Annotated in this window: 19 protein-coding genes and 2 pseudogenes; 2 read left to right on the forward strand and 19 right to left on the reverse strand. The window is 29.6% G+C overall.

Features of this window, described 5'->3' with window-relative positions; translation table 11 throughout:
• Positions 1-149 precede the first annotated feature (149 nt).
• The gene (locus tag IDG64_RS08495) at positions 150-1,175 is read left to right on the forward strand and encodes a threonine aldolase family protein (protein ID WP_000622704.1); all 1,026 of its coding nucleotides are present in this window, start codon (positions 150-152) and stop codon (positions 1,173-1,175) included.
• Between the two features lie 556 nt (positions 1,176-1,731).
• On the opposite strand, the gene IDG64_RS08500 is transcribed toward IDG64_RS08495, so the two are convergent.
• The 19 genes and pseudogenes from IDG64_RS08500 to hflX all read right to left on the reverse strand — a co-directional run bounded on the left by IDG64_RS08500 (position 1,732) and on the right by hflX (position 13,577).
• Positions 1,732-1,926 carry a hypothetical protein gene (locus IDG64_RS08500; RefSeq protein ID WP_001217295.1) on the reverse strand — a complete coding sequence of 65 codons (195 nt, stop codon included), beginning with the start codon at positions 1,924-1,926 and terminating at the stop codon, positions 1,732-1,734.
• A gap of 10 nt (positions 1,927-1,936) precedes the next feature.
• Positions 1,937-2,584: pseudogene (locus IDG64_RS08505) on the reverse strand (minor capsid protein); the annotation flags it as partial.
• 70 nt (positions 2,585-2,654) lie between these two features.
• The gene (locus IDG64_RS15500) at positions 2,655-2,777 is read right to left on the reverse strand and encodes a hypothetical protein (protein ID WP_000027399.1); all 123 of its coding nucleotides are present in this window, start codon (positions 2,775-2,777) and stop codon (positions 2,655-2,657) included.
• Between the two features lie 401 nt (positions 2,778-3,178).
• Positions 3,179-3,391 (reverse strand): hypothetical protein, encoded by a 213-nt coding sequence (locus IDG64_RS08515; RefSeq protein ID WP_001566611.1) that lies wholly within the window; start codon positions 3,389-3,391, stop codon positions 3,179-3,181.
• Positions 3,358-3,486 (reverse strand): hypothetical protein, encoded by a 129-nt coding sequence (locus IDG64_RS08520; protein WP_031835011.1) that lies wholly within the window; start codon positions 3,484-3,486, stop codon positions 3,358-3,360. The genes IDG64_RS08515 and IDG64_RS08520 overlap by 34 nt, the downstream gene beginning before the upstream one ends.
• A 64-nt stretch (positions 3,487-3,550) precedes the next feature.
• Positions 3,551-3,673 carry a hypothetical protein gene (locus IDG64_RS15505; protein WP_000273438.1) on the reverse strand — a complete coding sequence of 41 codons (123 nt, stop codon included), beginning with the start codon at positions 3,671-3,673 and terminating at the stop codon, positions 3,551-3,553.
• 5 nt (positions 3,674-3,678) lie between these two features.
• Positions 3,679-4,113 carry a hypothetical protein gene (locus IDG64_RS15160; protein ID WP_000910096.1) on the reverse strand — a complete coding sequence of 145 codons (435 nt, stop codon included), beginning with the start codon at positions 4,111-4,113 and terminating at the stop codon, positions 3,679-3,681.
• A gap of 195 nt (positions 4,114-4,308) precedes the next feature.
• Positions 4,309-4,515: pseudogene (locus IDG64_RS15165) on the reverse strand (minor capsid protein); the annotation flags it as partial.
• Positions 4,516-4,587: 72 nt separating this feature from the next.
• On the reverse strand, positions 4,588-4,839 hold the full coding sequence (locus IDG64_RS08530; RefSeq protein ID WP_000956747.1) for a hypothetical protein: 252 nt from the start codon (positions 4,837-4,839) through the stop codon (positions 4,588-4,590).
• A 128-nt stretch (positions 4,840-4,967) separates the two neighbouring features.
• Positions 4,968-5,072: a hypothetical protein gene (locus IDG64_RS08535; RefSeq protein WP_000477492.1), complete on the reverse strand. Its 105-nt coding sequence runs from the start codon at positions 5,070-5,072 to the stop codon at positions 4,968-4,970.
• 511 nt (positions 5,073-5,583) lie between these two features.
• Positions 5,584-5,769, reverse strand: coding sequence for a hypothetical protein (locus IDG64_RS08540; RefSeq protein ID WP_000006110.1), 186 nt, complete (start codon positions 5,767-5,769; stop codon positions 5,584-5,586).
• Between the two features lie 427 nt (positions 5,770-6,196).
• Positions 6,197-6,307 (reverse strand): hypothetical protein, encoded by a 111-nt coding sequence (locus tag IDG64_RS08545; protein WP_001788716.1) that lies wholly within the window; start codon positions 6,305-6,307, stop codon positions 6,197-6,199.
• A 701-nt stretch (positions 6,308-7,008) separates the two neighbouring features.
• Entirely contained in the window at positions 7,009-7,215 is a 207-nt protein-coding gene (locus IDG64_RS08550; RefSeq protein WP_001002340.1) for a hypothetical protein, read from the reverse strand.
• 293 nt (positions 7,216-7,508) lie between these two features.
• Positions 7,509-7,733 (reverse strand): hypothetical protein, encoded by a 225-nt coding sequence (locus IDG64_RS08555; RefSeq protein ID WP_001789892.1) that lies wholly within the window; start codon positions 7,731-7,733, stop codon positions 7,509-7,511.
• A gap of 688 nt (positions 7,734-8,421) precedes the next feature.
• Positions 8,422-8,619 carry a hypothetical protein gene (locus IDG64_RS08560; RefSeq protein ID WP_001789891.1) on the reverse strand — a complete coding sequence of 66 codons (198 nt, stop codon included), beginning with the start codon at positions 8,617-8,619 and terminating at the stop codon, positions 8,422-8,424.
• Between the two features lie 492 nt (positions 8,620-9,111).
• Entirely contained in the window at positions 9,112-10,452 is a 1,341-nt protein-coding gene (glnA, locus tag IDG64_RS08565; RefSeq protein WP_001126603.1) for a type I glutamate--ammonia ligase, read from the reverse strand.
• Between the two features lie 18 nt (positions 10,453-10,470).
• A complete protein-coding gene (locus IDG64_RS08570; RefSeq protein WP_000624945.1) occupies positions 10,471-10,839 on the reverse strand; it encodes a MerR family transcriptional regulator in 369 nt (122 codons plus the stop codon).
• Between the two features lie 242 nt (positions 10,840-11,081).
• Entirely contained in the window at positions 11,082-12,320 is a 1,239-nt protein-coding gene (locus tag IDG64_RS08575) for a methionine gamma-lyase family protein (RefSeq protein WP_000652047.1), read from the reverse strand.
• Between the two features lie 18 nt (positions 12,321-12,338).
• Complete coding sequence (hflX, locus tag IDG64_RS08580) at positions 12,339-13,577, reverse strand: GTPase HflX (RefSeq protein WP_000068617.1); 1,239 nt, start codon at positions 13,575-13,577, stop codon at positions 12,339-12,341.
• Between the two features lie 111 nt (positions 13,578-13,688).
• On the opposite strand from hflX, the gene IDG64_RS08585 reads away from it, so the two are divergent.
• Positions 13,689-14,137: glutathione peroxidase (locus tag IDG64_RS08585; protein WP_206171305.1), on the forward strand; the 449-nt coding region annotated here is incomplete at its 3' end.

Consider the following 14,137-nt stretch of genomic DNA (forward strand, 5'->3'; position numbering starts at 1 on the left):
ATGTATTGTTTGATGTATAATATATTTATTCAACTTCGCGATAATGCGATACAAACTTTAACAATTCACAATACATTTTAAATATCGAACTAGTTTTGAAATTAGTTTATCATATTAAAATGCTGATATTAGTTTTAGGGGGAAATGTAGTGATCTCATTTGAAAATGATTATTTAGAAGGTGCTCATGAAAAAGTATTAAAACGATTAGTAGATACAAATCTTGTACAAGCTTCGGGATATGGCTTTGATCAATTCACAGCTCAGGCAATTGAAAAGATTAAAGATACAATTGATTGTCCAAATGCTACTATCCGTTTTTTAGTAGGTGGAACGCAAACCAATCAGGTTGTTATTAATTCAATGTTAGAAAGTTACGAAGGGGTTATTTCAGCAGACACTGGTCATGTTGCTGTGCATGAGGGCGGTGCAATTGAATATAGTGGACATAAAGTAATTACTATACCCTCTAAGGAAGGAAAAGTTAGTGCTTCAGATGTTGAAACTTACATGGAGACATTTAAAAGTGATTTTAAAAAGGACCATATGGTATTCCCAGGAATGGTATATATTTCTCATCCTACAGAATATGGCACATTATACTCTAAATCAGAATTGAAAGAGTTATGTAAAGTATGTAAGCAATATCAGCTTCCATTATTTATGGATGGTGCACGATTAGGGTATGGATTGATGAGTGACCAATCAGATATGACTATTAAAGACATCGCTAAATATTGTGATGTATTTTATATAGGTGGTACGAAGATAGGTGCATTATGCGGGGAAGCCATTGTTTTTACGAAAAATAATGAACCGAAACAATTTACCACTCGAATCAAGCATCACGGTGCCCTTCTAGCAAAAGGACGGTTAACAGGCATACAATTTTTAGAATTATTTACGGACAATTTATATTTTAATATAAGCAGACATGCTATCGAAATGGCAAATAAGATGAAAGACGGGTTTATAAATAAAGGCTATCGTCTTTACTTTGATTCTCCAACCAATCAACAATTTTTTATTTTAAGTAACGAAAAAATAGCAGAGTTAGAACAAAAAGTTAAATTTGCTATTTGGGAAAAATACGATGATCAACATCGTGTTGTTAGATTCGCAACCAGCTGGGCGACAACCGAAGAAAATTTAAATAAACTATTAGAATTAATCTAATAATGCTGTTATATGTCATCTGGCAAATCATTTATTAATTAATCAAGATTAGTTGAGTAGTTGTGTTTATTTATATATGAAACTGCTCATTTGTAGCCGTTGATGATATAAAATTACATTATTCCAAAACAAGGTACTACAGATTATTGAGTATCTTGTTTTATTTTATATATTTAAAAATGTTAATTTGTGCTGTATTTACTTTAATTTGACGAGATTTGAGAAGTATTATGATGGTTATAGTTATTTTATGAAAGTGATGTATTATCATTTGAATTACTAAATCTATTTTGGTAGGAATATCGATGTTTAGTTTAAATGGAATGCACTATTTAAGTTTTTAATATGGAGATGTTTGTGACATTTCGATGATTAAGATTTTTATAGGTGTGCATCTTTACAAATAAACTTTGTGTTTAAAATTGAACTTAGGAAATCGATAGGTTTAGATGAAGATTTTGTTGAAGGTATGTGTCTTGTATCCTTAGTTGTTATAAAAGCGCAAAAAATGGCATCACTTTATCTTTATCTGTGTAGAAAGGATGCTATTTAGAAATTATTTTAATAATCTAATACTTTTTATCTCAGTTTCATCAAACGAATAAACAGCAAAATCAGTCTGTATATCTACAACAAGATTTCCTGTTTCACTCTCAAATTCATTTTCATAGTCAGTTACAAACCCTTCGTATTCTTCATTATTCAAAAGCGTGATAATAACATCTTTACGATATGCATCTTCAATTCTCAATACTTTTCACCTACTTATCAATATAAGGTACTATATGAGCACCTGTCTTCGAATAATGCACTTTTCCTTTTCTGGTTTCAATATACACATTATCGATATGTGCTTTTCCAATAATTTGATTAAAATTAATAATCTCTTTCATATCAAATAGCTCATCACTTAATATTAGATTGCCTGTTGACATTTTTTCTCTTAACAATTCATTCAATAAATCTATAGAAAGTATTGTATAGCTAGGCAATTTCTTATTATTTAAAATGGCTCTTTTTTTATTTTCATTATATAGATGATGACCTAACATATGTCCATTTTGTTTTTCACAATTTATTTCTATTTTCATTTTACAACTTTCAATCATTTCTTTCATCTGGTTTTTAGCTTTTTCTTGTAATTTAGCTTCTTTTACTTCTACCTGATATTTACCTTCACGCTCTTTAAAGAACTTGTCTCGCCAACTGCCAACATGTGGCACTGTGGTACTTCTACACTAAGGATGCATAGGTGGCGCATTCACACCTGGTATCATATCTTTAACTTTAAATATTTTTCCGTTGAGTGAATGACATAATTTAGATGTTTTACTATCTATTTTGGCAACATATTTATATTCGCCATCTTCACCAAGTTCTTTTAAATATGTTAACTTTTGTGATTCTGCATTTTCAGTAAATAGTTAAAAAAGCGTATAAAAATAGCACCACCTTCTCTTTATCTGTGTAGAAAGGATGCTATTGATATTTAGACTTTGATTGATTAATTTCTTTTTCTAATTCTTCTTTCTTCGATAATTCATCCATATGCTTAAAAAAATCTTCTATAGAAATGTAACCATCTAATTGTTGAATTGACATAATGTATTACTCCTATTTGTCCTTTCGTTTTATATATGTTTTATTATAAAGTTGCTTTAGAATATTATCAACTATCGCTTCATTATTTCTCATAGTTATAGATTGTTTTATATCTTTCATAATTTTATAAACTTGAGACTGATTATATAATGAAGTTTTACTTATATGTTTTACTACACTATAGTTAGTAACAATAGTCGTTGTTTGGATAGATTTATTTCCAATAAACATCTTTAAACCATTCAATGAAAATCCTGATTGTCCAGGATGGTTATGTAACATAACAATTGAATTCGGTTTACTGTTAAATAATAATTCGGTTGCTTGTTACCCTGGCACAAAAGATACACTATCTTGATCGCCATATACTTTTGTAACTTTAGCACCTTTTAATAAATAAGCTACTTCATTTTAGCTAACTTCTCAGCTTCTTGAACCGCATCTTTAATACGTTCATCTGATTTTTTGCGTTCTCTAGCTATACGCTCTTTAATCAATTGTGATACTTCTTCTTGAGAAAATGTTTTCTCATTCTGTTGTGATTGTTCATCACTGTTGTCTAGTTGCTCTTCGTTCTGAGTTACGTCAGTAATATTACTTTCATTTTTCTCCATGAGACATACCTCCGTTTATAGTCTGTCGACTGATATTCCATACTTGCTTTTAAAATGTCATCAGCACGTTTTGGACAATAAAAAATAACCTTCACATTGGAAGGTTAAAAAAGTGTATAAAAATAGCAGCACTTTCTCTTTATCTGTGTAGAAAGGATGCTATTTTTCTAATTTTTGTTCTTTATTCTTATTTTCTAATTCTATTGCTTTCTTGTATTCTTTATCCAATAATTCTTGTGACTGTTTATTAGTTATTTCACCATCTAACTGTGCAAAATACATTTTAATCACCTAACTTTATATATTATGTTACCACTATTATATAATCTCTTTAGAATCATATCAATATCCTTATGATTGAATTTTTTTATATTCTTATTTTTATTATATTTTTTAATACAATCAATACAAGTTGATTTGCAATATTCTTTTGTCTTAGTTAAGTACTTTGTTTGACCTTTATTTGTAACAATTGTCAGTGTTTTAATAGAATTATTAAATATAAATAAATACAAGTCTGTAAGAGAAAAACTAGACTGCCCAGGATGGTTATGTAACATAACAATTGAATTCGGTTTACTGTTAAATAACAATTCTGTTGCTTTTTCCCCTGGTGCAAAAGATACACTATCTTGATCACCATATACTTTTGTAACTTTACCATCTTTTAATAAATAAGCTACTTCATTGCTATCATTGTTTTCTTTGGCATCTTTAAGCAAGGCTTTATGTTGTTCTTGTATAAATTGATTTTCTTCTTTGGTATGTGTTGGAATATCAACATATCTGACTTTATCAATTGCTTGATCAGTAATATATATTTTCTTTCCTAATACTTTAGCTTGTTGTAATTCATCTTTGGTTGTGTCATCTTCTACTTGATATTTACCTTCACGCTCTTTAAAGAACTTGTCTCACCAATTGCCAACATGTGGCACTGTGGTACTTCTACACCAAGGATGCATAGGTGGCGCATTCACACCTGGTATCATATCTTTAACTTTAAATACTTTGCCGTTGAGCGAATGACATAGTTTAGACGTTTTACTATCTATTTTGGCAACATATTTATATTCGCCATCTTCACCAAGTTCTTTTAAATATGTTAACTTTTGTGATTCTGCTATTTCAGTAAATAGTTAAAAAAGCATATAAAAATAGCACCACTTTCTCTTTATCTGTCTAGAAAGGATGCATTAATACCATGCTATTTTATAATTTTCGGGAAATTCTTGCTTCTCGATAAAGTCTCTTACTACAGAAAAAGACTTATTACGATATAACATAAAATATTCTTCATTTTCTATTTCAGATAATGAGAAATCTATAACCTCTGCATCTTTTTTATTAAAAGTTACTGAACCTTTACCGTTACTTATATCATCTTCAGGTATATATTCATATATTATAACCTGTTCATCTTCTTTCAATTTTATTAATGTAAGCATTTAATCCACCTTCTTTTTTATAAAAATTGAATAATCGTATTTTTTTGATACAATTTTATGTGCATAATCATAGTTGAAATTATACTTATTCATCAAATAATGTTCAAGCGCCTCATGACGCAGCAGTATTAAATCTTGTTTTTTATTGTTTTTCCTTCTCTTAAACGTTGCCAACTTACTGCGATATTATATTCTGGATAATAACTTAAAATCGAATAATTCACTTTGAACATAACAAATCACTCCTTGTACAGTGGTGAAGCAAGTATTATTATTAAATTGTAGGAGTGAAATTCCCTCCTGACTGATTAACGCTCGAATGTCCATTCAATCTTTATAAAGTAGAGATTTATTAAGATTAACAATTTGGTACATTTGAGCTTTTTTATTTCCTTCACTCGCACCTTCTTAAACTTATATGTTCATTATACAAATATAAAAAGCTATAACAATTTAATGAAAATGCCCCCTTCGAAGTCGACATTGAAAAAATGAAAACTTTGAAGGGAGCATTTCAAGACGATCCATTCCAATCTTTTTTATCATTTAAAACTTAACACTTATTTTCCCTTATTCGATGCTAATTTCGTGCAATAAATTCTAAATGAAACGACATACTCCTTTTTCACAAATTGGAATCTACTATTTTTGTATTTTAATTATTATAATATCCATTCACCATATGATTTTTATTAATAGTTAAATCAAATAAACATAGCTTGATTAATTTATACATTAGTTAAATTACAAAACTTTATTGGCATATTCATATAATTTTTCTGTTGTATTCAGGGTTAGATTATCTACTTCGCGTTTGCCCTGTCTTAATTGTGAAAGTACGTATTGAGAAACTCCAGTTTTTTTAGAAATTTCATATCCTGTTAAATTACTTTCAATTAATTCAATTATTTTTTTCTTGTATTCTGACATTTTTTCATCTCCATATCTGTACAATGTTTTCTGCTTTTTTTCGAAATTCTGTGAACTTAACGTATTTTTTATCTATAAATGATTTTATTATTTTTCTATTCATTAATGGCTATCATCACTTCATAATAGTTAAATTTTATATTTTCAATTTTTGTTTCTACATATTAACGACTTTTCATCATCAATTACTTTGTCAAAGATAAACGATTTGTCTTGTATACCTTACGCCTTTTACAAAACTTCAATGTTTAGTATTCATTGAAGTTTACAGCCACTTCTAAAGTTTAACCTTTTATGTATTTTTATTAGATTAGTGTCTTTCAATATTCAAACTACTAACTCCAGTAGTCTATTAAATTTGAGATATTGAGATATCTTTAGAATTTAATTTTTCCGGAGTCATATAGACTTCTCAAATACTATACATTTATTTCATAATTTTGAACCCTAATATTACTAAAATAATTATAAACGTCCCTATTAAAAATTCTATTTTCTCTTTTTTATTTGTTTTTCGCACTTTAATAGTCATCTTCATTTTACTAATGGTGAGAAAGTAATATTTTATTCAAAGAATATGACTTCGTATTAAATCAAATCTCACATTCTTATTAGTTTGCAAATTCAATAGTCCTATCAGAATTAAAATCAAAACATTCAAACTATTTTATCGTTTTTACTTCCTCGACCATTTTCACCTCCTTATAATCTATATAAATTATGTTTACCACACGATTCTTTACACTCGATGAATTAATTTTGTTAAGAAACATTTAGGCATGTAACTTTGTAATAAAAACATTTTCAAATAAATGTACCAAAAACTTTCATGAAATAAAGTATACTTTTCAAATCTATTAATTTTAAAAATCATAAAATCAAATGCTATATTAGAATATAATTATCACAAATCATCATATATGCCAATTACACAATTTAATATAAAAAATTGTCAATGAAAAATTATGCACATAAACATTATTACAAAATATGTATAGTATAGAATACTGCATTAAAGTTAACTTATTTACTGTGTTCAGCCTTTAATATCATCACTTAAAGATTATTCAAGATTTAATGGCAATGATAATTTCATAATATGCATTTTTGATTATTTAACCATGTACAATTTCTAAAACTAAGAGTTTATCTTATTGAGGTGGACAAAACGTGGACAGACAACCATGAAATCATTAGAAATTTAATTTCTTGTCCACCTAACCTAACAAAATATTTTTGTTAACATTCTGTTTTATTTTCTAATGTTCTTTGATATTCATATAACTTGATTATCGTTTTAAATTTAGCTTCTTTTATTTTAGTTTTACCTACCTTTAAATCTGTAACTGTTTGACGTGGTACACCTGAATTTTTTGAAATACTATATGGTGTATTGTTAGTTAATAACTTTTCTATTTCACTTATAATAGTTTCAATCTCATTCATTTTTAATCACGCTCTCTTTCTATTTATAATTATAATAATCCTAATGCAGTAACTACGTTTAGCAATACATTGTTTTTTTCTAGTTGCCAAACTAGTTAATTCATAAACTAATACCTAATAGTATTGGCGTTTTTTTTATATATTGATAAAATTTCTTGTCTCCATCTATTCTATATTATATTATTTGATAATTTTTTATTTATATTCACATTAAGTTATCCATATTTAATATACTTTAAAATTAGATGACTTAAAAGGCTCACTCCATGATATTTCAAAAATATGGCCTTATTTTAATCTTCAATCATTATTTCTAATTGTTTTTGGTAATTATAGAGTTTTTCCGCTGTTTCTAAAGTTAAATTATTCACTTTTCTTTTCCCGCTTCTTAATTCACTTATACCACCATAAGAAACATCAGTGTCTTGATTAATTCTATAATTAGATATTGATTTATCATTTAGTAATTTTTCTATTGTATTATAAATTTCTTTAAACTGGTTCATAATTTTTGTCAAAATGAAAGAATAATTTATTTTTTTCTAGTTAAATTAATAATAAATAATATTAAAGTTGCAATGTTAAGATAGAGAGTTAATTTTTTCCTTAATTCTCTTGTCATAAATACCACCTCCCTATTTAATGTGGTAAAGGTCTTTTGCCCTTTACCTTTTTAAAAGAACGATTTGATAAAATTAAGTACTTGAATTATTAAGCTCGTCACAGCTATTCGAAATTTAATTTTGCTATTCGTTCTTTTTCTTTAACCATTCTTATCATTTTTTCTCCTTTCCTCTTTATAGTTATTTAACATTCCACAAATTGGGGTAAGTGACATGTTGAACTCCCATATCCACTGGCAAGATTTATAATTTGTAATTCTAAAGTATAATAGCCTATATTTTTCAAAATCTCTTTTTTTATGATTAACATCCCTCTAAGTGCACCTAAAGGTTTTTATGTAATGTATTAAATATTTCCATTTATACATATACATCTTGTATAAAAAGAAAGAACTCCATATATACTCAAAAGGTATACTGAAGCTCTATATATTATATAAAATTATTATACTATTTTGAAAAACATAAGTAAATCACTAAACATGATTTCTTTCACTTTTAGAAAACTTTTAATACTATAAAAGCACCCACTCAGTCACTAGTTTGGGCAGTTATTGTATGCCTATTGAACTCAATGCTTATATTACAATACCTTTTTCGCATATTCATATAAGATCTTTGCATTCTTTAAGCTTAAATTTTCTATTCTTCTTTCTCTACGGCGCATAGCATTAATATTACCGTAACTTATCCCAGTATCTTTATTAATTTGATAACTCGATATCTCTTTGTTTTCTATCAATTCTTTGATTGTATTGAATATTTCATCATAGCAATTCATAAATTAGATGAGGCGAAATTTTTAATTTTTTAGAATATCAATAGTAGTATAACTAAAATGAAAATACCGATCGATAAACAAAAAGATATTTTTTGTTTTGTTTCTCTTTTCATATAGTATTACCCCCTTAATAATGCGTAGTAAGGTCCCTCTTTTCGGGGTCTTACCTTAGAACGTTCTGCAAATGAATTCGATGAGAAGTAATATGAATATGGCTATTTTCAAGTAATACTCAACGTTTTCGCGACGTTCTTTTATCGCCTCATCTCATCACCTCCAAATATATTAAAATTCATGTGAACTAAAATATAAAATGGTCTTCCCCAGCTTTAAAAAAATAAATACATAAAACATTTACTTGACCAAAACTTGACCAAATCCATTTTTTAACAAAAGTGGTCAAGTGAAATCCCATCTTTCCAAATCAAAAAAGAGCTAAAGCAAAACGCTCTAGCCCTTGATATTACTTATTTCCCATCATTGTTTAGCGTATTAATATTGCTTCATGTACTGATCTCTTTCCCATTCAGATACTTGAGTTCTGTAGTAATCCCATTCAATTGATTTTGAATTAATAAATTGATTATAGATATGATTTCCTAAAGCTTTTTTAATAACTTCATTTTCACGCATTGCTTTTAATGCAGTATAAAGTGTTGAAGGTAAGTCTTGAATGCCTACTGCTTCACGTTCTTCACGGTTCATTTCGTAAATATTTTGGTTAACTGGTTCTGGAACTTTTAATTTATTTTTAATACCATCTAGTCCAGCTTCTAAGATTGCAGCTAACGCCATGTATGGGTTTGCAGCTGGATCTACTGAACGTACTTCGATACGAGTAGATAATCCTCTTGAAGATGGTACACGGATTAATGGTGAACGGTTTTTACCACTCCATGCAATATAACATGGTGCTTCATAACCAGGTACTAAACGTTTATATGAGTTTACTAACGGGTTACATACAGCAGTAAATCCGCGTGCATTTTTAAGCACACCTGCTGTAAATTGATATGCAGTTTCCGTTAAGCCCATTTCAGTATTTGGATCAAAGAATGCATTTTCTTTACCTTTGAATAATGAAACGTTAAAGTGCATACCGCTACCATTCACACCGAATAATGGTTTAGGCATAAATGTTGCGTGTAAATTATGTTTACGTGCGATTGTTTTAACAACCAATTTAAATGTTTGGATATTATCACATGCTGTAACAGCATCTGCATATTTAAAGTCAATTTCATGTTGACCAGGGGCAACTTCATGGTGACTAGCTTCAATATCGAAGCCCATATCCTCTAATTCTAAAACAATATCACGACGACAGTTTTCACCTAAATCTGTAGGTGCTAAATCGAAATATCCACCATCATCATTAAGTTCTAAAGTTGGTTCCCCTTTTTCATCCAACTTAAACAAGAAGAATTCTGGTTCAGGCCCTAGGTTAAAGTCTGTGAAGCCTAAATCTTCCATTTCTTTTAATACACGTTTTAAGTTTGCACGAGGATCCCCTTCAAATGGTGTTCCATCTGTTTTATATACATCACAAATTAAACGTGCAACTTTACCTTGTCCAGCAGTCCATGGGAAGATTACCCAAGTATCTAAATCTGGATGTAAGTACATATCTGATTCTTCGATACGTACGAAACCTTCGATAGAAGAACCGTCAAACATCATTTCGTTATCAAGTACTTTTTCTAATTGGCTTACAGGCACTTCAACATTTTTAATTGTTCCTAAAATATCAGTGAATTGTAATCTTAAATATCTTACATTTTCCTCTTCTGCAAATTTACGAATGTCGTCTTTAGTGAAAGTACGTTTTGGCATTTTAAAATCCTCCAAATTTTATTTAATAAATCGGGATAAATCACCACGATTTATTGGCAAAGTTTCTCCAATAGGCTTTTGCGTGGCATCTACAATCATCTTTTTTCTTATCTCTTGTTCATCTGTTGTTAAATGCTCTTGTGAGTCATAAATGATTTGTTTAATCCCTTTGATATTAAATCCTTTTTCTAATAATGATTTAATTTCTAGTAATCTTTCCAAATCATTGAGTGAGAACAGACGTTTTTGACCTTCTGTTCTTTCAGGTTTGATGAGTTCATGTGTTTCATAGTAACGTATTTGCCTTGGCGTTAAATCCGTTAACTTACTTACTACACTCATAGAGAAGACAGCCATATTTCGTCTGATTGCATCATTCGATATCATTGTTCCTCTCCTCTACTTTTGAACTTGTTAATAACTTATCATAATTTTTTTAGGATTTCAAAAATATGTCAGGTTTTCTAACATAAAGCTTAAAACATTGATATAACTGCGATTTCGACTTCTAAAACGACATAAAACAATCTACAGCTAAAATATTTTTTCAATTTTTAAAAATAATCTGATAAATCTCCGCAAAAAATTTCACCCAAAACACATTATCATTTAGGGTGAAATTTAATCTATTATATAAGTCCTTGTTCTTTCAACTGATTAACAGCTCTTGTCACAGCAATTTTAACGTGTTCATATGTTAATCCTCCTTGAACATATGCTTCATAAGGAGGACGAATAGGTCCATCTGCAGATAATTCAATCGATGAACCTTGAATAAACGTACCAGCTGCCATAATAACATCATCTTCGTAACCAGGCATATAACTAGGTTCTGGACTAAAATGTGCATTAATTGGGGATGCGTGTTGAATACTTTGACAAAATGAAATCATTTGTTCTTTCGTTTCAAATTTAACTGTTTGAATTAAATCAGTTCGTTTTTCGTAGTACTTCGGCGTTGTGTTCATATTCATTTTTTCTAAAAATAAACTAGTAAACAATGCACCTTTAAGACTCTGACTGACAACGTGTGGTGCTAAAAAGAAACCTTGATACATTTCAAGCAATGCATTTAATGATGCACCCGCTTCTTTACCAATACCAGGTGCTGTCAATCTATAACCACATCGTTCAATTAAATCTTTTCTACCAGCAATGTATCCACCAATCTTAGCTAAACCACCGCCAGGGTTTTTAATTAATGATCCTGCTATTAAATCGGCACCACATTCTATAGGTTCACGTCTTTCAACAAATTCCCCATAACAGTTATCCACAAATATTAAAATATTAGGATGCACGTTTTTCAACCTAGTAATTACCTTTTCAATTTCATCTAGCGGAATTGAAGGTCTTTGATCATAGCCTTTCGAACGTTGAATCGCTATTACTTTGGTGCGCTCAGAAACCCCATCTAACACACTTTCAATATCGATCTTACCTTCTTTAAGTGCAATATCTTTATACGATACGCCGTGCTCCATTAAACTTTCAATACCATTTCCGTTTACGCCAATGACTTCAAGTAAAGTGTCATATGGACTACCCGTTATATAAATTAATTCATCACCATGTTTTAATAAACTTTGTAATGCAATAGTAATCGCATGCGTACCTGAAATAATTTGCGGACGAACAATTGCATCTTCTGCTTTAAATGCCTGCGCATATATTTCTTCTAAATGATCACGTCCAAAGTCATCATACCCGTATCCTGTTGATCCTTGTAGATCACTTTCGGTTGCTTTGACATGATGAAATGCATTTAATACTTTTTCTTGATTAATATATGCTGTTTCTTCAATTTCTTTAAAATATGGTGCTAACGTTGATTCGACGTCAGCTACTATCTTACTTATATCTTTCATTTGAATTTCGTCCTTTTATTATTTTTTAAATCCTTTTATACGATAAACATTTTCAATTTCATCATATTTAAGTTCAGTCACTAATGTATGTTGTTTTAGAAAATATAATCGATCTGCATTATTCGTCGCAATTGTCTCATCATAATAAGTTAATTGCCTTTTGATTTCATCAATAAATAACGTCTTAACAAGTAATTTATCACCATCATTTTTAGAAGAAACAAAAACATTAGGCAAATCACTTGCTGGACGATTTGATGCATGATCACATAAGTCCTTTTTATTAAAAATAACTATTTGAGAAATATGACTCATATCTAATTGTTTGATTAAATCATTAACTGTGTCATACTGCGTACGGTATTCAGGATGGCTACTATCTACGACATGTACTAATAAATCTGCACCTTTAGCCTCTTCTAAAGTTGATTTAAAAGCTGCAATTAACGTCGTAGGTAGTTTCTGTATAAAACCAACAGTATCTGAAATAATTAAATTAAATCCATCATTTATTTGAATTTGTCGTGTTTTAGGATCTAACGTTGCAAATAATTGATCTTTTTCATACGTCTCTTCATTTGCTAAAACATTAAACCATGATGATTTACCAGCATTTGTATAACCAACTAAAGCTACTTGAAACACCTGATTTTGATTTCTTTTATTTCGATATCTTTCGCGATGTTCTTCTACCGTCCGCAATTGATGTTTAATTTCATTCATACGAGTTCGAATATGTCTGCGATCCATCTCTAACTTCGTTTCACCAGGGCCTCTAGTTCCAATACCGCCACCTAAACGAGAAAGGCTTTTACCATGGCCTTGCAATCTAGGTAATAAATAATCAAGTTGTGCTAGCTCTACTTGCAATTTACCTTCTTTACTTCTTGCTCTTAATGCAAATATTTCAAGAATCAACTGAGTTCTATCAATAATTTTTACACCTAAAGCTTCATTTAGTGATTTGGATTGTGCAGTCGTTAATTCATCATTTGTGATGACTACATCAATATCTTTGAACTCAATAAATGCTTGAATTTCTTCAATTTTACCTTTACCAACATAATATTTGCGATCTACACGATCTCTGTTTTGAGTAATTTGACCCAACACTTCAAGTTGGCAAGTCTCTGATAAAGATGATAATTCCTCCATTGTAGACTCAAAATTAAATTGCTTATCATCTTGAGCATGTACACCGACTAAGACAGCTTTTTCTAGTTTATTTTTAGTATCATGAATTTGTTGCTGAGCCATGTTATACATCTCCTTAATAAAATCCTACTCAAAGTATTCTATCATAGAGTTTTAGTAAAGACTATTACACGATTTTGTGGTACATTTTAAGTAAATCGAAAGGATGATACAATGGAGACAATTTATGATTTTGTAGTAGAAACAAATAAAGGTGTTACTTACAAATTAGATGCATATAAGGGTGACGTTATGCTAATTGTTAATACAGCTAGCGAATGTGGCTTTACTTCACAATTTGAAGGTTTGCAATCATTATACGAGAAATACAAAGATCAAGGGTTTGTAATTCTAGGTTTCCCTTGTAATCAATTTGGTGGTCAAGAACCTGGATCAGGCGAAGAAGCAGCTCAAAACTGTAAATTAAACTATGGTGTTACCTTCCCTATGCATCAAAAAATAGACGTAAAAGGGGAACATCAATTACCTTTATTTAGATATTTGACTGCGGCACAACACGGATTCTTTAATGAGAAAATCAAATGGAATTTCACTAAGTTTTTAGTGGATCGCGAAGGTAACGTTGTTAAACGATTTGCACCTCAAAAAAAACCTGTTCAAAT

Source organism: Staphylococcus sp. EG-SA-15, assembly GCF_017151895.1.
GTDB classification, from domain to species: Bacteria; Bacillota; Bacilli; order Staphylococcales; family Staphylococcaceae; genus Staphylococcus; species Staphylococcus aureus.